General features: G+C 53.3%; 23 protein-coding genes. 20 read left to right on the forward strand and 3 right to left on the reverse strand.

The window, feature by feature from the left end:
• The first annotated feature begins 21 nt into the window (after nt 1-21).
• Nucleotides 22-1,665 carry an ABC transporter substrate-binding protein gene (locus tag NYE29_RS03845; RefSeq protein WP_340894466.1) on the forward strand — a complete coding sequence of 548 codons (1,644 nt, stop codon included), beginning with the start codon at nt 22-24 and terminating at the stop codon, nt 1,663-1,665.
• A gap of 152 nt (nt 1,666-1,817) precedes the next feature.
• On the opposite strand, the gene NYE29_RS03850 is transcribed toward NYE29_RS03845, so the two are convergent.
• Nucleotides 1,818-2,342 carry an NUDIX domain-containing protein gene (locus NYE29_RS03850; protein ID WP_340894467.1) on the reverse strand — a complete coding sequence of 175 codons (525 nt, stop codon included), beginning with the start codon at nt 2,340-2,342 and terminating at the stop codon, nt 1,818-1,820.
• 199 nt (nt 2,343-2,541) lie between these two features.
• Here NYE29_RS03850 and NYE29_RS03855 point away from each other — a divergent pair, with 199 nt between their 5' ends.
• Both NYE29_RS03855 and NYE29_RS03860 read left to right on the forward strand, forming a co-directional pair.
• Complete coding sequence (locus tag NYE29_RS03855) at nt 2,542-3,279, forward strand: glycerophosphodiester phosphodiesterase (RefSeq protein ID WP_038586821.1); 738 nt, start codon at nt 2,542-2,544, stop codon at nt 3,277-3,279.
• Between the two features lie 4 nt (nt 3,280-3,283).
• Nucleotides 3,284-4,516 (forward strand): SLC45 family MFS transporter, encoded by a 1,233-nt coding sequence (locus NYE29_RS03860; protein ID WP_340894469.1) that lies wholly within the window; start codon nt 3,284-3,286, stop codon nt 4,514-4,516.
• Here the strand turns inward: NYE29_RS03860 and NYE29_RS03865 are convergent.
• Nucleotides 4,513-5,367 carry a GGDEF domain-containing protein gene (locus NYE29_RS03865; protein ID WP_340894470.1) on the reverse strand — a complete coding sequence of 285 codons (855 nt, stop codon included), beginning with the start codon at nt 5,365-5,367 and terminating at the stop codon, nt 4,513-4,515. The genes NYE29_RS03860 and NYE29_RS03865 overlap by 4 nt on opposite strands.
• A 122-nt stretch (nt 5,368-5,489) precedes the next feature.
• Complete coding sequence (locus tag NYE29_RS03870) at nt 5,490-6,068, reverse strand: histidine phosphatase family protein (RefSeq protein ID WP_076113674.1); 579 nt, start codon at nt 6,066-6,068, stop codon at nt 5,490-5,492.
• Between the two features lie 252 nt (nt 6,069-6,320).
• Between NYE29_RS03870 and NYE29_RS03875 the strand changes: the two genes are divergently transcribed.
• The 17 genes from NYE29_RS03875 (at nt 6,321) to NYE29_RS03955 (ending at nt 24,341) form a co-directional block, all read left to right on the forward strand.
• Entirely contained in the window at nt 6,321-7,469 is a 1,149-nt protein-coding gene (locus NYE29_RS03875; RefSeq protein ID WP_076113673.1) for a phosphodiester glycosidase family protein, read from the forward strand.
• 140 nt (nt 7,470-7,609) lie between these two features.
• A complete protein-coding gene (locus NYE29_RS03880) occupies nt 7,610-8,308 on the forward strand; it encodes a response regulator transcription factor (protein WP_076113672.1) in 699 nt (232 codons plus the stop codon).
• On the forward strand, nt 8,305-9,306 hold the full coding sequence (locus NYE29_RS03885; protein WP_340894472.1) for a sensor histidine kinase: 1,002 nt from the start codon (nt 8,305-8,307) through the stop codon (nt 9,304-9,306). Before NYE29_RS03880 ends, NYE29_RS03885 begins: the two co-directional genes overlap by 4 nt.
• A gap of 207 nt (nt 9,307-9,513) precedes the next feature.
• Entirely contained in the window at nt 9,514-11,133 is a 1,620-nt protein-coding gene (locus tag NYE29_RS03890) for a spore germination protein (RefSeq protein ID WP_340894473.1), read from the forward strand.
• Complete coding sequence (locus NYE29_RS03895) at nt 11,130-12,233, forward strand: GerAB/ArcD/ProY family transporter (RefSeq protein WP_076113669.1); 1,104 nt, start codon at nt 11,130-11,132, stop codon at nt 12,231-12,233. The genes NYE29_RS03890 and NYE29_RS03895 overlap by 4 nt, the downstream gene beginning before the upstream one ends.
• Nucleotides 12,230-13,513, forward strand: coding sequence for a Ger(x)C family spore germination protein (locus NYE29_RS03900; RefSeq protein ID WP_340894475.1), 1,284 nt, complete (start codon nt 12,230-12,232; stop codon nt 13,511-13,513). Before NYE29_RS03895 ends, NYE29_RS03900 begins: the two co-directional genes overlap by 4 nt.
• A gap of 12 nt (nt 13,514-13,525) precedes the next feature.
• Nucleotides 13,526-13,759: a hypothetical protein gene (locus NYE29_RS03905; protein WP_076113668.1), complete on the forward strand. Its 234-nt coding sequence runs from the start codon at nt 13,526-13,528 to the stop codon at nt 13,757-13,759.
• 10 nt (nt 13,760-13,769) lie between these two features.
• Nucleotides 13,770-14,867, forward strand: coding sequence for a GerAB/ArcD/ProY family transporter (locus tag NYE29_RS03910; RefSeq protein WP_340894477.1), 1,098 nt, complete (start codon nt 13,770-13,772; stop codon nt 14,865-14,867).
• A gap of 156 nt (nt 14,868-15,023) precedes the next feature.
• Complete coding sequence (locus NYE29_RS03915; protein WP_076113666.1) at nt 15,024-15,794, forward strand: ABC transporter ATP-binding protein; 771 nt, start codon at nt 15,024-15,026, stop codon at nt 15,792-15,794.
• Nucleotides 15,769-17,715: an ABC transporter permease gene (locus NYE29_RS03920; protein WP_340894478.1), complete on the forward strand. Its 1,947-nt coding sequence runs from the start codon at nt 15,769-15,771 to the stop codon at nt 17,713-17,715. The genes NYE29_RS03915 and NYE29_RS03920 overlap by 26 nt, the downstream gene beginning before the upstream one ends.
• Before the next feature lie 112 nt (nt 17,716-17,827).
• Nucleotides 17,828-18,784, forward strand: a complete 957-nt coding sequence (locus NYE29_RS03925) for a helix-turn-helix transcriptional regulator (RefSeq protein ID WP_340894479.1) — start codon at nt 17,828-17,830, stop codon at nt 18,782-18,784.
• Between the two features lie 127 nt (nt 18,785-18,911).
• On the forward strand, nt 18,912-19,370 hold the full coding sequence (locus NYE29_RS03930) for an SRPBCC domain-containing protein (protein ID WP_340894480.1): 459 nt from the start codon (nt 18,912-18,914) through the stop codon (nt 19,368-19,370).
• A 259-nt stretch (nt 19,371-19,629) separates the two neighbouring features.
• Nucleotides 19,630-19,884, forward strand: a complete 255-nt coding sequence (locus NYE29_RS03935; protein WP_076113662.1) for a FeoA family protein — start codon at nt 19,630-19,632, stop codon at nt 19,882-19,884.
• A complete protein-coding gene (locus NYE29_RS03940) occupies nt 19,881-20,612 on the forward strand; it encodes a FeoB small GTPase domain-containing protein (protein WP_038586779.1) in 732 nt (243 codons plus the stop codon). Before NYE29_RS03935 ends, NYE29_RS03940 begins: the two co-directional genes overlap by 4 nt.
• Nucleotides 20,590-21,999, forward strand: a complete 1,410-nt coding sequence (locus tag NYE29_RS03945) for a nucleoside recognition domain-containing protein (protein WP_340894483.1) — start codon at nt 20,590-20,592, stop codon at nt 21,997-21,999. The genes NYE29_RS03940 and NYE29_RS03945 overlap by 23 nt, the downstream gene beginning before the upstream one ends.
• 219 nt (nt 22,000-22,218) lie before the next feature.
• Nucleotides 22,219-23,064: an STM4015 family protein gene (locus NYE29_RS03950; RefSeq protein ID WP_076113660.1), complete on the forward strand. Its 846-nt coding sequence runs from the start codon at nt 22,219-22,221 to the stop codon at nt 23,062-23,064.
• Complete coding sequence (locus tag NYE29_RS03955; protein WP_340894486.1) at nt 23,061-24,341, forward strand: STM4014 family protein; 1,281 nt, start codon at nt 23,061-23,063, stop codon at nt 24,339-24,341. The genes NYE29_RS03950 and NYE29_RS03955 overlap by 4 nt, the downstream gene beginning before the upstream one ends.
• Nucleotides 24,342-24,384 lie beyond the last annotated feature (43 nt).

Consider the following 24,384-nt stretch of genomic DNA (forward strand, 5'->3'; position numbering starts at 1 on the left):
CAATCCCATGGGGGTATGAAGATGTCCATTTCAAAAAAATCATTCCTGCTGCCGGTATGTATGCTGGGTATGAGTATCATGCTTGCCGCATGCGGTGGAAACAGCGGTGAAGACGGGGCAAAGCCAAGCAACAACACTGCCGGGACTGATTCATCCCAACCTTTTGTTTTCGGAGAAACACCGCTCACCTTTTCCTTTTTCGGCAATTATGACTGGTATACGATGAATCCTTGGGGCCAGGATCCGGCGACTAAATGGATTCAGGAGAACAAGAAAGTAACGGTCCAGTCGATCCAGTCCGGCGGTGCGGCTCTGCAGAAATTCAATACAATGATCGCCTCCGGCGAGTTCCCGGATGTCATCTGGGGAGACCGCGGAGCCGAAGTAGAAAAGCTGAGAAAAGCAGGAAAGCTCGTTGCACTGGACCCCTATCTTGATAAATATCCTAATCTGAAAAAATGGGCAGGAGAAAAAACAATCAACATGCTCCGCTCCGAAGACGGCAAACTGTACCAATTCCCAAATTGGTACACGAAAAATCCGATGGGCAACGGTGGCTACGCTGTAAATAATAAGATCTACAAGGAACTCGGATCGCCGAAGCTGGAAACCTTTGACGACCTGTATGCCTATCTGAAGCTGGTGAAAGAGAAATATCCTGACATTATTCCATTCGAGGTCGGGATGCTAGGTCAAGGGATAGACTTTCTCTACGCCGGGATGGCGGAAGACCGGAATGTCGGGCAGGTCTCTCTGCGTGTCGTCCCCCAGGGGAATGGGCTGAAATCCCTCTTCAGTGATCCGGTCTACCGCGAAACCATGGTGTTCGCCAATAAATTGTTCCGGGAAAAGCTGATTACCCAGGATGCCATCACGCAGACCCGCGACCAGGTCAAGGAAAAGGTGAATAATGGCCGCATAGCAATCTACGGGGATTTCGATACCACCGTTATCGGCACGGAAGCGAACAGCATGCTGCGCGCCAAAGATCCTGAAGGCGGATACACGATGATCTGGCCTTTGCATAAAGCCGGCGTAGATCCGAAGAAGGTATGGGTCAACGAATTTGATTCTCTTGGCTGGAATGTCAGTGTCATCACAACACAGGCTGAGAATCCAGAAGGCATATTTGCCTATCTGGACTGGCTGACGGGTGAGGAAGGGGAGCGTATTATTTTCTGGGGGCCTGAAGGCATGTACTGGCAGGGCATCAATGAGAAAGGCGCACCCATCTACACAGAAAAATATAAAAATGAAGCCGAGGAGCGTTCCAAGCTCATGGCCATCTGGGATACGTTTCAATGGGCAGGAAATACGGCATTTATTGATGGAGCCAAGGCTGAAAATGAAATGAGTCTGCCTGAGGATAAGCGCGACTGGGCTACGGTCTCCCAAACCACAATCGCCTGGAAGACCTCATTTGATGCCACGGAATTCGGCAATATACAGCCCCTTCCAGATTCAGAAGAGGGCATGATCATGCAGCGTGTAGCCGATATCGCCGATAAGGTGCGGGCTAAAGCCTTGTTCGCCAAGGATGAACAGGAGGTGATCGCCCTGCTAGACAAAGCCGAGCAGGATGCCCAAAAGGCCGGTTATGATAAGCTCCTGAAGTTTGAAACCGGGAAGTGGCAGGACAATATCAAAAAGATAAAAGGGAATTAAACCGTCCCGCTATAAAAAGAACAAGGGTGTTCCCTGCCATGTAAATGGCCGCGGGACGCCCTTTGCTTTGTCAGGATGAGAATGGAAACACATCAATGAATACGGCTGTAGTCAGAAACAATTGGTCCAAGGAATGGACCGAGGCCGCGCGTTTAAGCTTCAGTGAGTTTAAGGAGATCAACCCTGCCTGCATTCAGCTTCTCAATAATCGCCAGCAGAAAGGTCTCTGCCAGACTGTTCTTTTTAATCTCCCGGGCCGCTTCTTCAAATGTGAACCACATCGCTTGATCCACTTCGGCACTCATCCGGCTCAAGTCTTCCGAAGCAGCCATGCTTATAAAGTTCAGCATCAGCGTATTGGACGGCTCAAAATAAAGGCTGCGCATATATTCATAAGCCACGATATCCAGCCCTACCTCTTCCTTTACCTCGCGGATAAGGGTGGCTTCCGCATTCTCCCCTTTGTTGACGTAACCTGCGAGCAGGATGTAATCCGGCCGGTTATACTGCTTGATTAGCAGAATCTTGTCCATCTCTTTGTTCAACACTGCGGTACTGATAGCCGTGCTAAAAACAGGAAACCGGAACATTCCGCATGCCCCGCAAAAAGGGATCAGCCCCTCCCCGCCGCATTCTTTCAAGATCAGCTCAGTTCCGCATTCTATACAATACTTCAAGAAACATCTCTTCCTCTCCAAGTACACTGAATTCTATTCTATTATACAGGTCCAGGGATATGTAATCGCTAGGTAAAATTTTAGGAATTCGCGTTCTGAGGGGATTTTTGGACAGGTTTTTTTTATCTGGTGTGGAATAAGAAGAGTAGCCTGATTCGTCGGGCTCTATTAAAAAAACAACTTGGAGGGACTGCAAATAATGAATCCGCTAATTAACTTTGCGCATCGCGGCGCATCCGCTGTGTGTCCGGAGAATACGATGTCAGCATTCCGCAAGGGCCTTACCCTTGGAGCGACCGGGATTGAAACCGATGTACAGATGACAAAGGATGGCGCACTGATTCTGATTCATGACGAAACGCTGGGCCGCACGACAAACGGCAGCGGGAATGTGAAAGACCACACGCTTAAGGAACTGCTTGACCTGGACGCGGGCTCCTGGTTCGGGGAAGAATTCAAGGGAGAGCTGCTTCCCACCCTCGAAGATCTTCTGGATCTGCTCAAGGATAGCGATACGGTGCTAAATATTGAACTTAAGAACGGGGTCTTTATGTACCCGGGGATGGAGGAAAAGGTTATTGCCGCCGTGCGGGAATTCAACATGAGTGAACGCGTCATATTGTCGAGCTTCAACCATTACTCCCTGGCTCACTGCAAATCGCTGGCACCGGAGATTCGCACCGGGATTTTATATGGAGAAGGCTTGTACCGCCCGTGGGATTACGCAGCTTCTCTGCAGGCGGATGCGCTGCATGCCTATCATTTCGCTGTGTTGCCGGAGTTTGTCTCCGAGGCGGCAGAGCATGGCATCGCCTATCATCCTTGGACCGTAAATGATCCGGAGCGCATGAAAGAATTAATCGCTGCCGGAGTGTCAGGAATCATTACCGATTATCCGGACGTGCTGGACAGACTGCTTACTGCTAAGGGAGAGTGATGGTGTGAAGAAAGTCTGGCTGCTGGGTTTCGGTTTTTTCAGCATCAGCATTACATGGAGTTTGTATAATGCGTTTGTACCTTTTTTCCTGGAGAAATATGTACACAGTGTAGCCTTGATCAGCTTCATGATGACCATTGATAACTATTTCGCCCTGTTTCTGCAGCCATGGATTGGCAACCGCAGTGACCGTACGGTGAGCCGTTATGGGCGCAGAATGCCTTATCTGCTGATCGGAATGCCGCTGGCTGCCGTACTGACGATGCTGATTCCGTTCCACACCGGGCTGTTCACGCTGCTGCTCTTTATGATGCTGATGAACCTGGCCATGAGCCTGTACCGTTCGCCGACCGTCGCGCTGATGCCGGATATTACGCCGGATAAGCAGCGCACCAAAGCGAACGGCCTGATTAACTTCATGGGAGGGATTGGGTCGATCCTGGCGTTTGGCGTCGGCTCATTCCTCTACAAGGCCAGCCCAGCATTGCCGTTCATTGTTGCCGGTCTCATCACGCTGCTCTGCCTGTTCATCGTGTCGCAGTTCATCAAGGAGGAACGGGATGGGGTGAACAAAGAAGCCGGACTAGGTAGCGAAGAAGTCACAGGTCTATCCGGAGATTCGCAACGCAGCGGTAACATTCCACGGATCAAACCTACACGCATCTCCTTAAAAAAACAGCTCGACCGGACCACTGTCTGGCTCTTAGCAGCCATCTTCTTCTGGTTCGTAGCTTATCAAGGAGTAGAGACGCTGTTCACATTGTACGGCAAACATCACCTTGGCCTCAGTGAACAGGCAGCCTCCTTCTCGCTGACGTTCTTTTCGCTGGCCTTCGTAGTGTTTGCGATTCCGAGCGGCTGGCTGGGCGGGCGGTTCGGGAAGAAAAAGATGATTGTCACCGGAGTCTGCGGACTGACGGCAGTTTTTGCCCTCGTGGGATTTGCGGAGAATTTGCTTGTGCTGCGGATTCTGCTGCTCGTTGGCGGGATGTTCTGGGCCTGCATTAATATCAATTCATACCCTTATGTAGTAGCGACAGGCACGGAGGAAAGCATCGGTACACGCACCGGAATGTATTATCTGGTCTCCTCGCTGGCCGCCATCACCTCCCCACCGCTGCTTGGGCTGATGATTGACCTTACCGACTACTCCATTCTGTTCTATGCGGCAGCGGTGAGCATGGCAATAGCCCTACTCTGCCTGTTCCTGATGAAAGGACGCAGCAAATTAAATTAATTGGCTTTGGAGCTGCCTGCCCAATTGACAGATTTAAGCGTGTTGCCCTGCTTGTGTATGGTATATCGGCCCTTTCCGAGCTGCTTGGCGCTGTACATTGCCGAATCGGCTTCCTTCAGCAGCGTCATCGGGTCGATCCTGCCATGGCTCAACGTAATGCCGATGCTGACTGAAACAAACAGTTCATGCCGTTCCAGACTGTAAATGCGGGTCGTTTGCTCCAGAATCTGCATAGCAAGCTGCTCCGCTTCCTTACGGCCGCAGCGCTTGGCGACAATTACGAATTCATCCCCGCCGTTCCGGAAGATATGCCGTTTGCCTTTGGAGGAGAACTGTTTCAGACTGCCGCCAACGGCCTGGAGCAGCAAATCGCCCACATGATGGCCAAGTCTGTCATTGATTGACTTGAATCGGTCCAGGTCAAGGAACAGCACCGCAAGCTGCTCATTCGGTTTGCAGTGGTCCCAGAAGTGATCCATCCCGTTTTTGTTCAAGAGGCCTGTCAAGGTGTCCCTGTAGGCAAGTTCCTTCAATTGCTCTCTTTCGGTCAGGATCTGGCGAAGCTTGGAGAACAGATACGTCAGGGCCAAGAGAGTCAGTGCATACAGTGCCAAGGAGATAAACAGGCTGCCCTCAGCCTGTTTCAACCCGGACTGTGACTGCTTGCCCAGCCAGTGCATTCCGTATAATCCGCCGCTGGCGATCAGTATTATCAGGCTCGTGCGCACAGCACGGGCTCTTTGATTTTTATAGGTGAAATTCCGGGTCAGCCGGAGAAGGCTGTACACAGTCAACGCTGCGATGAGAACCGAAAATAGAGCCAATATATAATTACGGGCTTCTTCCATCATGATGCGCACTCCCTTTTACATGAAAATAAATCTGATTAACAGTAATAAGCGATAAGCTTATTATCGGCAGGCGCAGGCTGATCCTGCATGGAATGTTTTGGAAGATGCCGCATGGATAAGGTCTAGCTCTCCATATGCTTCACACAATTATACAACTCGCAGGTCCAGCCGTTGTCCCCTTTAACAATGCGGGTGATAGAGGTATTCTTCAACAGCACGCTGACATCCAGTCCGGGAACCAGTCCGGTCAGGCTGCTCCGCAGAATCGCGCCGTGGCTGACAATCAGGATATTGTGGCCGGGATGCTTCAATGCAATCTCTTCAATCGCCTTGCTCCCCCGTTGCTTGCCTGATTCATTACTCTCCAGCCCGAGGTCCAGCGACTTCCATTCTGTCCCCCAGCGTTCCACCCGCTCTTGCTCCGTGGTGCCCTCAAGCAGTCCCCCGTTCATCTCCCTAATTCCCGGAATCACTCCCGCTACCTGCAGGCCCAGCTTCGCTGCGATCACCTCTGCCGTCTGTCTTGCTCTCAGCAGGTCGCTTGAGTAGATATAGTCCCAGTGTTCTCCGCTGAGACGCTCTGCTATAGCCTCCGCCTGCTGAAGTCCTTCCTCGTCCAAAGGGTTATCCGTATGCCCCTGTATCCGTCCTTCTTTATTCCAAGCTGTGCTGCCATGCCGAATCAAGCCGATTCTTGTCATTGTTGCTACCCGCCTTTATTAATAATAAGTAAGCTTACTAGATTATAAACGAACAGTCTGGAAGATGCATACGCCACCGGATATAAGAATCATCAGTTGATCACCATTCTGCCTGCACTGAAGCCTAAGTAATTGACGGTTAGACTGCCCTTATATGATAATAAGACCCGGTGCTTCATTCTGGAGCATGTTCCAAATTCATCCTGCATAGCAGATCATGCTGCCGCCACTTAAAAGGAGATACTGTTCATCATGAAAAAAATCATCGCCCTCATCCTTACCCTGCTTCTCCCGCTTTACGTTCTTCCTCCAGCATCATCAAGCGCCTCCGCGGCGCCTGCGTCCAAGCTCGCAGTTTATGTGGACAAGGAGAATCATGCTTTCATTCCGCTGCGTTTCCTGAATGATTTTGCCGGCATCCGGTCGATCCTCACTCCTGGCGGAACGATAGAAATTACAAAGGGCGAGGCTTCCCTCCACCTGATTCCGGGCTCGGCGAAGGCTTCCGTGAACGACAAGGCCGTAACCTTGAGTGAGCCGGTCTTCAGCGGCAGCGGCACGACGTATGTTCCGCTGTCTCTGGTCAGCCAAACACTGGGCCTTCAGCTGAAGTGGAATCCGCAGGCCTCGTCGCTCACGCTGACAGCGGACGAAACTTCCGCCACCTTGCCCGTACTCAGCGGAGCACTCCTTAAAGCGGAATCCCCGGCGGTAGTCAGCGGCAAACGCACCTTTAAGGTCGGCAGCCGCTCCTTTACAGTCCAGACAGTCACCGCTTCCCTGCTCCATCCCTCGGTGAAGCTGGATGTAGTGCTTGCCGGCAACACGGTCGGCAAGACGGAGTCACTTGGCAGCATTGCCAAACGCAGCGGTGCTCTCGTTGCGATCAACGGGACCTACTTTGATGCCTACACTAAAGGGGCATACAAAGTCCCTTATGGTTATATCATCAGCGGCGGAAAGATGCTCAAGAACGGCGCTGGAGAACGGCGGGCCGTATTCGCTTATGACCGCAATCTATTGGCAGAGCTGATTCCTGGTACTGAATTCGCATCGCGCTTCCAGAGCGGGACCATCGAAGGTGCGCTTCAGGCAGGCCCCCGGCTGCTGGTTAACGGGAAGGTAGCGGTGGATGTGACCGCCGAAGGCTTCAGGGATCCCAAAATCCGCACCGGCGGCGGAGCCCGCAGTGCGCTGGGCTTGACGCGCGACCACAAGCTGATTCTTCTGACCACCAGCGGGGCTACCATTTCGCAGCTGGCGCAGATTATGAAGCAGGCCGGTGCCTATCAGGCCATGAATCTGGATGGCGGCGCCTCCAGCGGATTGTATTACAACGGTAAATATTTGACAACGCCGGGACGTCTGATCAGCAATGCGCTGGTCATCAAAACCCGTTAACCCATCCTTCCGCAACATTCAAGCAGCCTCCCGCAGCCGGATCTTTTTCCGGCAGCCCGGGAGGTTGTTTGCGTCTGAATCCTGTTTTGCATAAATTTCCCTTAGCATGTTACTGTAATACTGGACAAAGGAGTGAATTCATGGAAACGATTCTGATTGTCGAGGACGACGCCAAGCTGGCAGACCTGCTAAGCAGTTATTTGTCAAAATATGATTTTTATACCGTTATCGTAGATGACTTCAATAGAGTGCTGGAAACCTTTGAGGAGAACACCCCAAGCCTGGTGCTGCTGGACGTCAATCTGCCCAGGTATGACGGATTCTATTGGTGCCGCCAGCTTCGCAAATCCTCACTCTGCCCCATCCTCTTTATTTCTGCCCGCGACAGCGGTATGGATCAGGTGATGGCGCTGGAGAACGGCGGCGACGATTACATTATCAAGCCATTCCAATACGAGGTCGTGCTGGCCAAAATCCGCAGCCATCTGCGTAGAGCTTACGGCTCTTACGCCCACAGCCAGGAAGAGCGCAAGCTTCAAGCCGGAGGACTGACGCTGTATACGGAGCGTTATGTGATCCAGCACAACGGGCTGTCCGCTGAGCTTACGCAGAAGGAAACCGTCCTGCTGGAAGCGCTCTTGCTGAAAGAAGGGCGCGTCGTCTCCCGTGAACGGCTGTTGGACCTGATGTGGGAGGATCAGCATTTCATCGATGATAATACACTTAATGTTTATATCACCCGTGTACGCAAGAAGCTCAAGGATCTTGGTCTTGACGATATCATAGAAACGATAAGAGGCGCCGGCTACCGGCTGAGCCTCTCCGGAGAAACGCCATGAGACTGTTTCTTAAGGATCACCGGCCGTTGCTGCTCTTCTATCTGCTCCAGATGATCCTCATCCCCGTGCTGTACTGGGTTACGGGCGAATACAGACCCTTCTCGATTGTTTTATACGGTATGGGCCTCAGCTTTGCAGTTCTCATCTTATATCTGGGCTACCGGTATGTTCAGCACTATAAGCTATACACCCGCCTGAGCGGACCCGGCGGAGCTCCGGGGGAACAGCTTATCCCGCTTGACGATGCGCCGCTGCCCGAAGCGGTGACGGAGATGCTGCAGCACAACCACCGCTACTATCTGGACCAGCTGCATTCCCATACCCGGCGGATGGATCAGCATATCGATTTCATCAACCGCTGGGTACACCAGATGAAGACGCCGCTTTCCGTCATCCAGCTTACCCTTCAGGATTTGGAGGAGGATGCTGCCAGCAGCATCCAAGAGGAGTTGGAGCGGCTCCGCAAGGGACTGGAGATGGTTATTTACACCTCCAGGCTGGAACGCTTTGAGGATGATTTCCATGTTCAGCCTCTATTGCTTCGCAAAGCCGTAAGCGAGACCGTCGCCGACAACCGCAGGCTGTTCATCCGGCGGGGAGTCCGTGTAGACATTACCGTTGACGATGGACTCTCTGTCTACAGCGACGCCAAATGGCTGAGATTCATGCTGGCCCAGGTTCTCGTCAACGCCGTAAATTATACTGCCGGGACAGACAAGACAGTAACCATTTCCGCGGAGCAGACGGGAACCGGGAGCGTCTTACAGATTAAAGATCAGGGCATTGGCATCTCTCCCGAAGACCTGAAACGGGTGTTCAATCCTTATTTCACCGGAGAACGCGGCCGCCAGTATCATGAATCCACCGGGATGGGCCTCTATCTGGTCCGTGAGATCTGCGCAAGGCTCGGGCATACGGTAGAGCTGCAATCCCAGCCCGGCGAGGGGACCACGGTTCGCATTACTTTCGGAGGAGCAGTTGATCCTCTTCGCGGCTGAACTACAGCATCCGCTCAGCCTCCTAAGGCTGGCTGGAGCTGCCACAAGCTTCACAACCGGGAGCATTCCGCCCGCCATGACCAAATGGCCGGTAGAGTGCTCTCTTCTTCATGTCTGCTAATCTCATAATGCAGTCAGAATAAGGAATCCGCTCCCAGGGGATAATACAGCAAATCATCCAGAATCCAGCAACGAGGAGGAGTATCGATGCCAACCCATCTGCAGCAAGGCCGCAAAAAAAGAACAGATCCCGCCCCGACTTCCGTGCCTGCACCGCAGCCTCTTCATCCCTCACTTGATATTACCTTGCAGGAGATTACTAAGCGGATCGGTCAAAGCTCCGACGTTGTTTTCCGCAGATTCACTAATGAATCTTTAAGCTCCCTCTCTCTTGCTTTTATATATATCGACGGACTCGTTAATGCGGATGCCGTCAACCAGACGGTGCTGCAGCCGCTGATGGAAATGGTTGCCCCCAAGAGCGGCGCCATTTCAGCTAAGGACGCCTTCAGCCTGATTAAAGATCAGATGCTGCCAGTCGGGGGTGTCAAGGAAGGTAAAACACTGGAAAGTCTGCTCCCCATGCTCTTCGACGGCTATACCCTCATTCTGTTTGAAGGACTTCAGGTGGCACTGGCTGCCGATACCTCCGGCTGGGAGAAAAGAAGCATCAACGAACCAACCTCCCAAGGTGTCATCCGCGGACCCAAAGAAGGCTTCACGGAGAGCCTGCGGACTGGCACCTCCATGCTGCGGCGCAGACTCAAAACCTCCGATCTTAGAATAGAAGAGTATAAGATCGGTCAGCGCACTCAGACCGGTGTGGCGCTTGTCTATCTGGAGGGTATCGCCAGCGAACAGGTGCTGGCGGAAATCCGCCGGCGCTTAAACGCGATTGAAACCGACAGCATTCTGGAGAGCAATTACATCGAGGAATTCATTCAGGATGGCGGACTGACTCCCTTTCCGACCATTCAGAACACGGAACGTCCGGATGCGCTTGCCGGAGGCATTCTGGAGGGCCAGGTCGGAATTATTATTGACGGGACTCCCTTTGCACTGCTTGCCCCATCCACTTTCTTCAATTTTTTTCAGTCAAGTGAAGATTATTATCAGCGTTTTGATATTTCTTCTTTCCTGCGGCTGATCCGGTATGGTGCTTTTTTTGTATCCATGCTGCTGCCGGCCTTGTATATCGCCGTGACTACCTTTCACCAGGAAATGCTTCCGACAACCCTGCTGATCAGCCTGGCCGCCCAGCGTGAAGGTGTACCGTTTCCGGCACTGGCGGAAGCTCTGCTGATGGAAGTGACTTTCGATGTGCTGCGCGAGGCCGGGGTCCGTATGCCGCGCACCATCGGGCCGGCGATTTCCATCGTTGGGGCACTCGTGCTGGGACAGGCCGCCGTTCAAGCCGGACTCGTCTCCGCAGCCATGGTTATCGTGGTATCGTTCACCGCCATCTCTAACTTTGTCATCCCGTCCCTGGCCATCGCCAATTCGATCCGCCTGATCCGGTTTGTCATGATGCTGATCGCCGCTACCCTTGGCCTGTTCGGCATCATGTCCTTTTTGATGGTGCTGCTGATTCATTTGGCCGGACTGCGTTCCTTTGGTGTGCCGTACCTGTCCCCGGTAGCTCCAATGACTCCGCGATATTTAAAGGATATCTTTATCCGCGTTCCGCTCTGGAGCATGACCATGCGGCCAAAGACCAATCTGGGCAAAGAAACACGCAGACAAGGCCCGGATCAAAAACCGCAGCCGCAAGAAGAGGCGCAGAACAATCAGCAAACCAGGCAGCCGCAGGAGGAGGATCCCGCTTGAACGGTAAAATCGGCACCACCCAGGCCGCCATGCTGATCGTCAACACTATCTTGCCGACAGCCACCGTCGTGCTTCCCGTCATCATTGGCAACTACGCGGAGCAGGACGCGCCGCTGGCAATTTTGTTATCGACTCTGGCCGGGCTTGTGTTCGCCACGATTGTCGGGACAGTCATCCGCTACAGCAATGGCGCACCGTTTCTGACCTGGATTGGCGAGAAAAGTTCTCCTGTTGCAGCTACGATTCTGGGCCTATTGATGCTGCAGTTCTACCTGGACACATCGGCTACCATTTTGCGCGAATTCGTCAATTTCATCAAAGACAATGTACTCATCGACACCCCGGTCACCGTAATGACCATCCTGATTCTGTTAATTACGATCTATATGGTCAGGCAGGGCCTTGAGTCCATCGCCAGAGTGAACACCCTCGTACTGCTGCTGTACTTTTTCTTCGTGCCGCTCTATCTGTTCGGGCTGTACCGGGACATGGATGTGCACCAGCTGCTGCCGGTCTTTGATCACTCTCTGGCCTCCTTGACACTGGCCGGCATAACACCGGCTACCTGGATGTCCGAAGTGGCGGTGCTGCTGTTTCTGGCTCCTTATTTGCAGAATCCGCAAAAAGCGCGCATCGCCGGCTGGGCAGGACTTCTCTTCGTTTCTGTGCTGATGATGTTTTCGCTCGTAACGACACTGATGGTGTTCGGGTCCGAATTCATCAAACTCAGCACATATCCGGGTTTTTCCACCGCCGGGGTCGTTCATTTCGGCAGATTTATCGAAAAGCTGGACATTCTGTTCATCTCTTATTGGGTCCTGTCCATCTATCTGAAATTCTCGATCTTTCTGTTTGCGACGGTCGAATGCTTCAAACAAACCTTTCGCGTAAACAGCAATCGGCCTTTTACCGGAGCCTTGGGTCTGATAATCGCTTTAGAGTGTCTCTTTACCTGGCAGAGCGCAGACCAATTGAATCTCTACAACAAGGAAGGGCGTTTCCCGGTCTTCTTCCTGTTCAATGTTCTCGTTCCGCTGGCTGCGGTCCTGCTACACCTGCTCCGGAAACCAAGATCCAAACCAAAGGGGTGGAAAACATGAAGCAGCAGCACACCGAATCCTATTCCGCAACTCCCGCGAGACCTCTAGCTTATGCCGCAAAAAAAACGCTCTGCATTGGTCTCTGCCTCCCCCTCCTGTCGACTTTGCTGACCGGATGCTGGGATGACCGGGAATTGAGTGAGCTGGGCATTACCTCCGGTTCAGCATATGACTGGAAGAATAACGAGTGGAAAGCCACATACCAGGTCATCAACCCTTCTTCCGGTGCCAGCAGCATGGGAGGCAGTGGAGGCGGGAGCACCAGCTCTCCACCGTTTGTCACCTTCTCGGTAAAAGGACAAACGATTATGGACGCGATTGAAAGAACCAATCTGACCAGTACGCGTGAGATGTTTTTTTCTCATTCGCGCATCGCCATCATAGGGGAGTCTCTGGCCAAACACGGCATCAGTCAACTGATCGACATGTTCCTGCGCAAGCAGGACGCCCGGGAAACTGTATATGTATTTCTATCCAAAGACGAAGCCGGAGATATTCTGAATCAGCTGATGCAGCTGACCAAAAATCAGGGAGCCGGTATCCAGCTCATGATTGAGCAGGAATCGAAGCTGCTCTCCTTTTATCCCGGCATCCGGCTGTTTGAACTGGCCATGGCCCTGTCCTCCGAATCCGGCAGTGCCGTGCTGCCGGAAATCCTACTTACCGGTGACCAGATCATGGATGAAACCAGTGAGACTGGACGGACCGACCTGCCTTCACGGCTGGCGCTCGGAAGGCTCGGAGTCTTAAAAGGTGAAAAACTGGTGGGATGGCTTACGCAGAAGCAAGCCTTCGGCTTGTCCTTTCTGACGAACAAAATTGATTCTGCCACCATCGCCTTCGCCTCCCGGCCCGAAATCAGCGACAAACCGGACGCCTCGTTCATCCTCCAGGATTCGACCACTTCCGTTCATCCCGTCTGGGATAAAGATCACTACATCATGGATGTGAACATCAAAGGAAGCGGCGTATTGCAGGAGCTTGGAAGCGTCATGGATTTGAATGAACGGACTTCAATAACGGGGATGGAGCAAGCCATTGAACAGCGCATCCTGGAACTCGTGGGCAACTCATGGAGTGCGGTCAAGACGCTGGGGGCGGACGTCACGGGCTTTGCCGTGAGGATTCACCGCAGTGACCGCAAGCGCTGGAAGCAGATTGAGAAGGACAAAAGCTGGGACCGCATGTTCCAGAATATTGAGATCAAACCGCATGTTTCGATCCAAATTGAACGGAGCGGACTCAGTAACAAATCCTTTAAATCCATCCAGCATAAGTAAAGGAGCTGCTCTATGAAAATAGCGATCACTCTTCTGCTTTATGCCATAGCTTTCGTCTGGGGCTGCACCTGGCTGCGCGGAGAAGGAAGCAAGCTGCACCGGCTATGGTTTGGCTGCATTCTGGTCTGGTGTGCCTATGAGAACATTTGCGGGATTACAGAAACGCCGCATTTCAATATGGCTACCTTATATATTACTTACTTTCAACCCGCCGGCAGATTCATTATCAAGTGGTTAGGAGGCTGATTTCGGAGTTATGCAAAAAAAGGAACAGGTGTCTGCCCTGCAAATTGCGTTTATGATTATGCTGTTCGAGATCGGCAGCACGCCGCTCTTCCTGTTGGGCGGTAAGGTCAAGCAGGATTCATGGCTGGCGATGTGCACAGGCTCGCTGGGCGGGTTCATCCTCCTTCTGCTCCTGCTGTGGATCCAGCACCGCTCGCCCAAGCTGGACCTCATCGGCATGCTTAAATTTCACTTCGGAGGTGTTGCCGGCTCTGTGATCGGCTTGATCTACTGCTTCTACTTCGCGTATCAGTCGATGCGCAATGTCCGCGATCTCGGCGAGCTGACGGCTTTGACTTTGCTGCCGCGATCTCCGCTGCCCCTCACGATGTTCATTTTTGTAATGATTGCACTCTATGCCATTTGGAAGGGTGCAGAGGTTGTCTTCCGGCTGCCCGAGGTGCTGCTCCCTCTGGTTCTCTTCTTTTATTTTCTGATTGTGCTGCTGCTTGGCATTATGGGCTCCATTGATTTCTACCGGCTAAGTCCAGTCAACGAGGGCGGATTCATGCCGATTGTAGAAGCTGCGCTGCCGGATCTTGTCTCCTTTCCCTTCGGTCAAATGATTGTATTCCTGATGTTGTGGTCCCTCTGGGAAAAACCCGGTGTGCCGGTAAAAAATACAGTGACCGCCTATATTGCCATCAGCATCTTTCTCATCTTCATGAACGCGCTGAATGTAGCTGTCCTCGGGCCAACGATTGCAGGGATCAGCCAGCTGCCTTTTTTGAAGACAGTCCGTACTTTATCAAACCTCAAATTTGTGGAACGGCTCGATATTCTGGTAACGACCCAGCTTTTTATCGGGCTGCTGATCAAGATGATGCTCTTCTACTTTTGCGCGGTTAAAGGCATCAGTGAACTGAGCGGCAAACCGGCTAAATGGTGGGTATTTCCCGTAGGAGCGGCAATCTATGGCACTTCCTTTCTGGCGAGGGACTATACTCAGCATATTGCCATCGGCCTGGGGCCAAGCCTTAAGATTGACCCGCTGTTCCAAATCGGTTTCCCGCTGCTGCTCTCAATATCCATTCTGCTGCGGGGATGGTTCAAACGAACATCCTCCTGACAAAAGCGAACATAACCTTAACCGCGCTGTAAGGTAACGTTAAGGTAAAACCATAGCATGCCGGAAGCTCATCCTGTACACTCGGAATCAGAAGATAAGCACCCAAGGGGCAACAGCGGGTGACACTCACGTTTCGGTTAGAAAGGAATGAATTCCATGAATGTGCTCGAAGTCACGGCAATGAATAAAGTATACCCGGGAAAGGTGCTTACGCAGGCTCTTACCGATATTCATCTCAGTATCGAACAAGGTGAATTTGTGGGAATTATGGGCCCTTCGGGCAGCGGCAAAACCACCCTGCTCAACATGGTCTCAACCATTGACCAGCCCTCCTCGGGTGAAGTGAAGATCGGCGGCAGCAATCCCTATCAGATGAACAAAAAAGAGCTGGCTCTGTTCCGCCGCAGAAAGCTTGGCTTTGTGTTCCAGGATTTCAACCTGCTGGAGACATTGACTGTGGGGGAGAATATCGTCCTGCCCCTGACTCTGGACAACCGCAAGCTGTCCGAGATGGACGCGCTGCTGCAGCGGGTGGCCGGGCGCCTGAACATCACGGACATCCTGAATAAGCGGACCTATGAAATTTCCGGCGGACAACGCCAGCGGACGGCGATTGCCCGGGCAATTATAACTTCGCCTGCCATTCTGCTCGCCGATGAGCCGACGGGAGCGCTCGATTCGAACTCCTCCCGGATCGTAATGGAGTCGCTGGAGGACATCAACCGCAAGGAAGGTACGACGCTGATGCTGGTTACGCATGATCCGCTGGCAGCAAGCTATTGCAACCGCATCGTCTTCATCAAGGACGGCAAGCTGGCTGCGGAAATCCACCGCGGCGACAACCGCCAGGCCTTCTTCCAGAAGATCATTGATACACTTTCATTCTGGGGAGGGAATAGTCATGAGCTTTCCTCAATTCGCGTTTAACAATGTGCGGCGCAACGCCCGGGCATATATGGCCTTTTTCCTCAGCAGCGCCTTTATGGTCATGATATTCTTTTCCTATTCGGTGTTCATCTATCATCCTGACGTGACCTCTATTGAGCTTGGGAAAAATTCGGCTACCGGGATGAAAATTGCTTCCTATATTGTCTTCATCTTCGCCTTCTTCTTTGTCCTGTACTCGATCAGCGCTTTCCTCAAGCTGCGGAATCTTGAATTCGGCATCCTGATGATCCTGGGCGCGCGTCCCGGGCAGATCAACAGACTGATTCTGCTGGAAAATATGATCATCGGCCTGCTGTCGATCCTGAGCGGCATGGCCGCCGGGATGCTGCTGTCCAAGCTGTTCCTGCTGCTCAGCACGAATATTATCGGGGTCACAGATATGCCGTTTTATTGGCCGGTAAAGGCACTTGTTATCACTTCCGTTTCCTTTCTGGCGCTATTCCTGACAAATTCAATCTTCACCCTGCTGTTCATCCGCAAGAACCAGGTGCTTGAGCTGCTCAAGGGAAGCGTGAAACCGAAGAAGGAGCCCAAGGTATCCTGGCTGCTCTCGCTTCTCGGAATTGCACTGCTGACAACAGGAGCTATTTCCATCGGGCAGGAGCTGTCTCCAAACACGCTGCTGATCGCTGCCGTCACAGGCATCGCCGGCACTTATTTCTTCTACTCCCAGTTGTCGGTGCTGGGCATCCGCCTGCTGAAGCTGAGCCGCAAACGGCTATGGCGCGGAACCAATCTGCTCTGGATCAACGAAATGAGCTACAAGGTTAAAGACAATGCGCGGATGCTGTTTCTGGTAACGGTTGTCACTTCATTGGCCTGCATGGCTGCAAGTCTTCTTCTATCCATCAGTTCTTCGAACAATACGACGTATTTGAACAGTCCGTTCGCTATCGACTATTCCGTTGACAATGGACACGATCCCGAACCCGGACTGACCACCATTCATGATGCCCTGGAAAACGCCGGATTGCAGTACACTGAGAACAAAGTGGAATTCATCCGGGGCAGTATCCGGGGCCTGAATGATGTGGACCAGTTTGACAACGTTCAATTGCTTCCGGTGTCCGTCTTCAATCAACTGGCGGGGCAAATGGATGTCACCGGAGTCCCTCCTTTGTCAGACGGAGAAGCTGTGCTGCTGCTTAACCCCCAGAATGCCATTTCCGAGTATAACGCCGGAGAGAAGTTTCTGCTCGCAGATCAAGTAAATGTGGAACTCGTCCTGAATCATCTCATCAATCCCCCGGTCATGCCTTTTGGCCAATACAACCAGCCCGTGATGATTGTCAGCGACAGTCTGTATGCAAAAGCTGCCGGTACGGCTAGAGCCAATGATCGTGAAATAAATTACTTTTATAAAATTCCGGCATGGGATGCACTGCTTCCCAAGACCGGGGAGCCGGAGACTGTCATCTCCAGCGAGCTGGTGCAATGGAGCAGGGACAGGAATCATGCGACTGACAACTGGCACACATTCATGAATGCACGGGCTGATAGCTATATGAATACCAAGCAGGGAACCTCAATGGTCAGCTTTATCGGCATCTTTATCGCCCTGATCTTCTCGCTCTCTTCAGCCAGCTTTCTCTATTTCAAGCTGCATACGGAGCTGAACGCAGATATGCGGATGTACCATGCACTCTCCAAGATTGGACTCAGCACCAGAGAGATGTCGGCTTCCGCCACCAGACAGATTGCACTGCTGTTCTATATCCCTATTCTTATTGCAGCCGTGCAGACTCTTGTAGTTGTCCGTCCCGTGCTGAAAGTGATGGATATCACGAATGTTACCGTTCCTGTGCTGATCACATCAGCAGCTTTCCTGGTTGTGCAAACCGTGTATTTCATCATTGTCAGATCCCGCTATATCCATAGTCTGAAGAAGATGATGGTGTAACCCGGAGGCGTTAGGCTACAATGAATGCTGTATCCTAGTGATTGAGAATAAAACGCCGCTGCTTGATTGCAACCAGAGAGCAAAATAACAGGCGTACCGGAGGTTCTGCCCGATGTCCAAAGCCGATCATATGCTGTCCATCCTGTGGATGCTGCAGCAGCGGAGAAGAACCGCTGCCGAACTCGCGGAGGAGCTGGAGCTCAGCATCCGCTCCGTCTACCGTTATATTGACGCGCTCTGTGCCAGCGGTGTTCCCGTAATTGCCGACGCCGGGCCGGGAGGCGGGTACAGCCTGCCTGAGCATTTCAGTGCAGCGCCCCTGTTCTTCGACACCGGGGAACAGAGGGCGCTCGTACAGGCCTCCGCTTTTGCCCGGGGCAGCGGATACCCTTATGTCGCAGCCCTGGACGGAGCGATTGCCAAGCTCAAACGCTACAGCAATGCGGCGCAGCTGTCGCAAATGGAGCGCCACGAAGCCGGCATGGAGATGCTCCATGCACCTGGCGCTGCGCTGCAGCCGCTGCTGGAGGAGTTGGAGGCTTGCATCGCAGGCAGCCTTACCCTGCAGATGGACTACCGCAAGGGAAACGGAGCGGATGTTTCTGCCCGGTCTATAGACCCTTACGGGCTGGTGCTGTGGAAGGGCCAGTGGTATATGGCCGGCTATTGCCATCACCGCCAGGAAATCCGCAGCTTCCGGGTAGACCGGATTGGGGGACTGCGGCGGACCGGGGATGGCTTTGTGCGCCCTGCCGGATTCTCCGCACGCGAGTTTCTGCTGCGCGGCCTGCTTCCCGGCCAGGATAAAGATTCCGCACTCGTGGCTGTCATCATCCAGTCCGCGGAAGCCGTCCTGAATGATCTGTGCAGCCATTGGCTGTTCGGCCATATGCTTGCGGAACGAACCCCGGAGCAAGCCAGCTTCCTGCTGGATGAAGCCTCGTTATACAGCTACGCCCCCTATTTCCTGCTGCCTTACGGCAAAGCGCTTAAGATTCTCGAACCCGCAGCTTTGAGGCAGAAGCTGGCAGCCATCACTGCGGACCTAGCGGATTATTATAAAGAATAATATCTTTTTCCGGATCACTGACCGCAGCTGTCAGTGATTCTTTTGTATAGTGAGCTTATCGCTGAGGCAAACATTCATAGGACTTTGCCGAGGCAAATGAGAACATAAAAGGCAGGAGGAATACAACATGAAAGAACTGAAATATCAATTCTATATCGGCGGAACACCAGCACAGGTGTGGGACAGCCTCGTCTCACCGGATAAAGTACAGCAAATCTATTACGGCAGCACGATCCACTCCAGCTTTACAGCAGGGGAGCCGCTGAAATATATCGGGCCGGGGGCAGATGGCCCCGACACCTTGCATGTATACGGCACAGTGCTGGAATTCTCCCCAGAGCAGGCATTCCGCTTTACCCACAAGGTCGGCCCCTCCTATCTCAAGAGCGGCGAACCGCATGAATCACGCATCTCCTGGCTGCTGGAGCCGGTTGGCGGCTGTACCAAGCTGACGCTGATTCATGATCAATGGCAACCTGATGATCCGTCCTACGGCCCCAGCGAAAGCTCCTGGTGGCAGATTCTCAGCAACATCAAGACCTTGGTAGAGACTGGCAGTACGCTAGATTTTGGAAGCTGGGAGTAGAAGCAGCCGGTTTCCGCCACACCCAATCGAATGTATAGGCACCTTCCTGAGCCATCCCCAACCCTTGGAGAAAAGCAGCAACAGCTGCCTTTCTCCAAGGGTTATTTATTTTTCCCTAAGGAAACTTTTTTGTTGCAAGGACAAAATTATTTACGTATACTAATATTGTGGCAGACTACAAGAATCTAACCCATGTGCATAACATAAATCAATAAATCATACATGCTCAATCATTCTGGATGGAACGGAGGAAAATCTTATGGCCGGAGCCGTAATTCCATTATCTGAAGCTGTGAACGGCAGTACGCTGCGTATCCGCAGCATAGAAGTGCAGGGTGTGCTGAGGAGAAGATTGCTCGACCTCGGGTTTGTCGTCGGCAATGCTGTCGAGGTACTGCGGCGCAGTCCGCTCGGAGACCCTACCGCCTTCCGGGTAAGCAATACAACCATTGCCCTGCGCCGGGAAGAAAGCGCTCTGATTTACGGAGAATTAATCGGAGGTGATGAAGCATGAACCGTTACACTGTAGCTTTTGCAGGCAATCCCAACACGGGCAAGAGCACACTCTTCAATCTATTGACCGGCCTGCGCCAACACACCGGCAACTGGGCGGGCAAGACCGTCATCACCGCCGAAGGCGAGTTTACCCACAAGAACAATACCTACTTGGCTGTAGATCTTCCGGGTACCTACTCCCTGTATTCCAACTCAGCTGACGAGGAGGCTGCAAGGGACTACATTATTTTTGAACAGCCGGATGTGACGCTGGTGGTGCTGGACGCCACTTCGCTGGAGCGCAATCTCAATCTTGCCCTGCAGGTGCTGGAAATTACCGGGCGGGCCGTTGTTTGCATCAACCTGATCGATGAAGCGAAGAAGCTGGGCATTGATATTAACCTGAAGGCCATTTCGAAACGGCTCGGCGTGCCGGTAGCCGCAATTTCGGCCCGGAGTGAAATCGGCATTGAGGCGCTGCTGGATCAAATTGAGCGTGTAGCTACTGGTACTTATACAGCGGAGCCGCTGCGGATTACGTATAGCGATGAGATTGAACAGGGCATTGCTGCGCTCCTTCCTATGGTAGAGCAGACGGTCGGTTCAAGGTATCCGGCACGCTGGATTGCCCTGCGGCTGCTGGATGGTGACGAAAGCCTGCTCGCTTCGCTCAAAGCCAATATGGGACAGAGGAATATTTCCGGATCGAAGGGGGTAGTGAGCCATGGAGTCACCGCATGTCATTAAGGGACCCGATCCGATGGATTCCCTGCTCTCTGCAGCGAAGAATCTCGCAGACAAGGGCGGAATCCGTGATGAAATCGTAAGCGGAATATATGGTGTATCTGCGGGGATCTGCAGAGATGCAGTCACCTACCAGGACAAAAAGAAACTGGGCAGCACTTATAAGCTTGATAATATTGTCACCTCCAAAATATGGGGATTCCCCATTATGCTCGCCGGGCTTGGCCTCGTCTTCTGGATTACGATTACCGGCGCCAACTATCCCTCGAGCTGGCTGGCCTCTCTGTTCGGCATCATCGAAGGTTATTTAACCGCCGGATTCGAAGCGGTGAGCGCTCCGGCCTGGCTGCACGGCGTGCTTGTGCTTGGCCTGTACCGCGGAACCTCCTGGGTTATCAGCGTCATGCTGCCGCCAATGATGATTTTCTTCCCGGTATTTGCGCTGCTGGAGAATTTCGGCTATCTGCCGCGCGTTGCTTTTAATATGGACCGGTTGTTCAAGAAATCCGGCGGGCACGGCAAGCAGGCGTTAACGATGTCGATGGGCTTTGGCTGCAATGCTGCCGCCATTCTCTCCACCCGCATTATCGAATCGCCGCGTGAACGGATGCTGGCCATTCTGACCAATAATTTCGTGCCCTGCAACGGCCGCTGGCCGACCCTTATTCTGCTGTCCTCCATGTTTATGGTGGGGGCTGCTACGACTGGTGCGCTGCGGACCTTCTCGACAGCCCTTGTCCTGATGGGAATCGTAATGGTCGGTATCACGGTAACCTTAACGGTGTCCTGGGTCATGTCCAAAACCGCGCTGCGCGGCGTTCCCACCCACTATACGCTCGAACTGCCGCCGTACCGCCGTCCGCAGATCTGGAAGACGATTGTCCGCTCCTCCAAGGAGAAGTCGCTGAATGTGCTGACCCGCGCAATCGTCGTAGCTGCTCCGGCAGGCATTATCACCTGGATCCTAGCGAATGTGTTCGTTGGCGGAGACAGTGTGCTGAACCATATGGCCGCTTTCTTTGATCCTTTTGCCCAGCTGCTCGGCATGGACGGCTTCATTATGATGGCCTTCATCCTAGGGCTTCCGGCCAATGAAATCGTACTGCCGATTCTGCTTATGGGCTACATGTCCTCCGGTGCTATGGTCGATGTCGAAGGAATCGGCAGCATCAAGGACATCTTCCTGAGCCATGGCTGGACGTGGTTGACCGCGCTCAATATGATGCTGTTCTCCCTGCTCCACTATCCATGCGGCACTACTCTGATCAACATCTACAAAGAGACCAAAAGCATGAAATGGGCAGTGCTCTCGGCCGTCATTCCGCTGGGCATCGCCATTGCAGTCACCTTCCTGGTCGCACAGGCAGCGCGCTTGTTCGGCTGGGTCTGACAGAATTCTTACGCGCCCGGCTTCTCCCGTATACAGGGAGGGGCCGGGCTGTTTTTGTGTATCCGCACATTTCCGGAGAAAGCGGAATTCCCGCTGCTGCTGCAACTGCCTGACAGGCTCCGTTCAAGGCTCCACTCCCGTGCTGTCCCGTAATTTGACTCCCTCCTTCCCAGATGTTAGGGTGAAATTGAAGCCATATTTTTCCGGGAGGGAATGTTAATGACGGAAGTAAAGCTTACTGTCGGGTACGACGAATTTGAAGAAGGTCAAAGAATAGGTACGGAGATTGAACGCTTGAGCGCAAGTCCTGAAGCGGCGCAACTAACCAGCCTCATCATTGGGGATTGGGGACAGGCCTATGAGAACAGCTCCGAGGAGGCTGTGTCAGCCCTTGTGAAATACAGCGGAAGCTTTCCGGCTCTGCGCAAGCTGTTTATCGGGGAGATGGGTTATGAAGAATGCGAAATCTCGTGGATTACACAAAGCGATCTTTCCCCGCTGCTCCCCGCTTATCCGGAGCTTCAATCACTCACCATTCAAGGCGGAAATGATCTGAGCCTCAGCAGTCTGCAGCATGACAAGCTGGAGGAACTGATTATTATTACCGGCGGACTTGGCAAAAGCGTTCTGGCAGAAATCGCCGCAGGACATTTGCCGAATCTGCGCAAGCTGGAGCTGTACCTTGGCGTGGACAATTATGGCTTTGATGGCGGACTGGAAGATCTCTACCCGCTGATCCAGCCGGATAAGTTCCCTAAGCTTACCTATCTGGGACTGAAAAACAGCGAAATTCAGGATGAAATTGCCGCGGCCGTGGCCGATGCACCCATTCTGGACCAGCTGCATACGCTGGACCTTTCGCTTGGAACGCTTAGTGACAAGGGTGCTGAGGCGCTGCTGGCCAGTGAGCGGATTAAAGGCCTGCAGGCACTGAACCTGAGCTATCATTATATGTCGAATGAAATGATTGCCCGCTGGAAGGCAAGCGGCCTGCCGGCCGATGTCAGCGACCAGCAAAAAAGCGATGACGAGGAAGATTGGCGTTATCCTTCCATCACCGAATGATGCAGGAACCGCAGCCGCTGATCCTGCTATGTTGTCCCGGCGACAGGCGCTCGGACGGCATCCAGCAGGCGCGGAGCCGCCTCGGGATGCCCCCGGCCCTGCTCATCCCGTACTCGGAGCTGCTGCGGGGAAGTTCGCTCGCCGAGCTGCTGGAGCAGACGCTGTACTTGCAGACCAGCGGGCGGTCGGGCCTGTGGCCAGAGCCTTCCGGGTCAGGTCCGGCAGCAGCGCCGCCTCTCCTGCGGCTGGATTCACCCGGCGGCAGCTTCGAGATTGAGCAGGGCCTCATTGCCTTGGGCGCACCGGATGCCGGGGAGCAGGATGACTCGCTGCACCCCTTCGGACATCATCCCGATCCCCATCCGCTGAGTCTCCAGGCCGCCGGGCGGCTGAAGGACATGCCCGGCGTGCTGCATCATCCATCTCAATGGTTCCGCGGCTACTGCCGGCTGCTGGCCAGGCTTCAGCGCGAGGCCGCAGAGCTGCTGCCTGAAGCCCGGTGGCAGAACCATCCCGGGGATATTGCCGCCATGACCGACAAACGCCGGACTCAGCAGATTCTGGCTGAGTCCGGCGTTCCGGTTCCCCGGCCCCTGGGCGGCGGACATCCGCCGTCAGACTATGCGTCCCTGCGGGAGCTGATGATCACGGAGCGGATGCACCGGGTATTCATCAAGCTGTCCTGCGGCTCTGCCGCTTCCGGCGTCATCGCCTATCAGATCAATCCCGCTACGGGAGCCGAAATCGCTGTGACTACTATTGGGGTCGAGCAGTATATCACTCGCCCTCCCGTGTACTATAATTCAGGGAAACTGCGGCGTTATACCGATTCCGCTGTCCTGACTGGAATCATCAACTGGCTCTACAGCCATGGCGCGTATGCTGAGCAATGGATTCCCAAGCCGGGCGCAGCCGGAGTTTCGTTCGACATCCGCCAGCTTGTCGTGCTTGGAGAAGCCTGCCATTCCGTTGCCCGGGTCAGCACCACGCCCATTACGAACCTGCATCTGCGCAGCCAGCGGATGTCTCCGGCAGAAGCCGGGCTCACGGAAGAGGTGCAGGAGCAGGTACGGCGTACAGCCGTGCAGGCCCTTGCCGCCTTCCCCCGCTCGGCTGTTGCCGGAATTGATATCCTCGTATCCTCCGGCAGTTCCCGGCGCACTTATGCTGCGGACGTAAATCCTTTTGGCGACTTGCTCTACGATGTGGAATATGACGGCTGCGACACGTATGAATGGGAAATGAAAAAGCTGAATGCCATTGCAAATCATGAATGAGAGACCTTATAGCGTATTGCTATTTTTAATCCATATCTATTAA

Origin of the sequence: Paenibacillus sp. FSL M7-1046 (genome assembly GCF_038007405.1) — a bacterium.
Taxonomy (GTDB): Bacteria; Bacillota; Bacilli; order Paenibacillales; family Paenibacillaceae; genus Paenibacillus_AQ.

Excerpts from the sequence above, each read along its gene's own strand:
- NYE29_RS03845 (WP_340894466.1), top strand. The coding sequence starts at position 22 with ATGTCCATTTCAAAAAAATCATTCCTGCTGCCGGTATGTATGCTGGGT.
- NYE29_RS03945 (WP_340894483.1), top strand. The coding sequence starts at position 20,590 with ATGGAGTCACCGCATGTCATTAAGGGACCCGATCCGATGGATTCCCTG.
- NYE29_RS03935 (WP_076113662.1), top strand. The coding sequence starts at position 19,630 with ATGGCCGGAGCCGTAATTCCATTATCTGAAGCTGTGAACGGCAGTACG.
- NYE29_RS03920 (WP_340894478.1), top strand. The coding sequence starts at position 15,769 with ATGAGCTTTCCTCAATTCGCGTTTAACAATGTGCGGCGCAACGCCCGG.
- NYE29_RS03955 (WP_340894486.1), top strand. The coding sequence starts at position 23,061 with ATGATGCAGGAACCGCAGCCGCTGATCCTGCTATGTTGTCCCGGCGAC.
- NYE29_RS03890 (WP_340894473.1), top strand. The coding sequence starts at position 9,514 with ATGCCAACCCATCTGCAGCAAGGCCGCAAAAAAAGAACAGATCCCGCC.
- NYE29_RS03875 (WP_076113673.1), top strand. The coding sequence starts at position 6,321 with ATGAAAAAAATCATCGCCCTCATCCTTACCCTGCTTCTCCCGCTTTAC.
- NYE29_RS03855 (WP_038586821.1), top strand. The coding sequence starts at position 2,542 with ATGAATCCGCTAATTAACTTTGCGCATCGCGGCGCATCCGCTGTGTGT.
- NYE29_RS03915 (WP_076113666.1), top strand. The coding sequence starts at position 15,024 with ATGAATGTGCTCGAAGTCACGGCAATGAATAAAGTATACCCGGGAAAG.
- NYE29_RS03865 (WP_340894470.1), bottom strand. The coding sequence starts at position 5,367 with ATGATGGAAGAAGCCCGTAATTATATATTGGCTCTATTTTCGGTTCTC.
- NYE29_RS03870 (WP_076113674.1), bottom strand. The coding sequence starts at position 6,068 with ATGACAAGAATCGGCTTGATTCGGCATGGCAGCACAGCTTGGAATAAA.
- NYE29_RS03925 (WP_340894479.1), top strand. The coding sequence starts at position 17,828 with ATGTCCAAAGCCGATCATATGCTGTCCATCCTGTGGATGCTGCAGCAG.
- NYE29_RS03885 (WP_340894472.1), top strand. The coding sequence starts at position 8,305 with ATGAGACTGTTTCTTAAGGATCACCGGCCGTTGCTGCTCTTCTATCTG.
- NYE29_RS03900 (WP_340894475.1), top strand. The coding sequence starts at position 12,230 with ATGAAGCAGCAGCACACCGAATCCTATTCCGCAACTCCCGCGAGACCT.
- NYE29_RS03940 (WP_038586779.1), top strand. The coding sequence starts at position 19,881 with ATGAACCGTTACACTGTAGCTTTTGCAGGCAATCCCAACACGGGCAAG.
- NYE29_RS03950 (WP_076113660.1), top strand. The coding sequence starts at position 22,219 with ATGACGGAAGTAAAGCTTACTGTCGGGTACGACGAATTTGAAGAAGGT.
- NYE29_RS03905 (WP_076113668.1), top strand. The coding sequence starts at position 13,526 with ATGAAAATAGCGATCACTCTTCTGCTTTATGCCATAGCTTTCGTCTGG.
- NYE29_RS03880 (WP_076113672.1), top strand. The coding sequence starts at position 7,610 with ATGGAAACGATTCTGATTGTCGAGGACGACGCCAAGCTGGCAGACCTG.
- NYE29_RS03930 (WP_340894480.1), top strand. The coding sequence starts at position 18,912 with ATGAAAGAACTGAAATATCAATTCTATATCGGCGGAACACCAGCACAG.
- NYE29_RS03910 (WP_340894477.1), top strand. The coding sequence starts at position 13,770 with ATGCAAAAAAAGGAACAGGTGTCTGCCCTGCAAATTGCGTTTATGATT.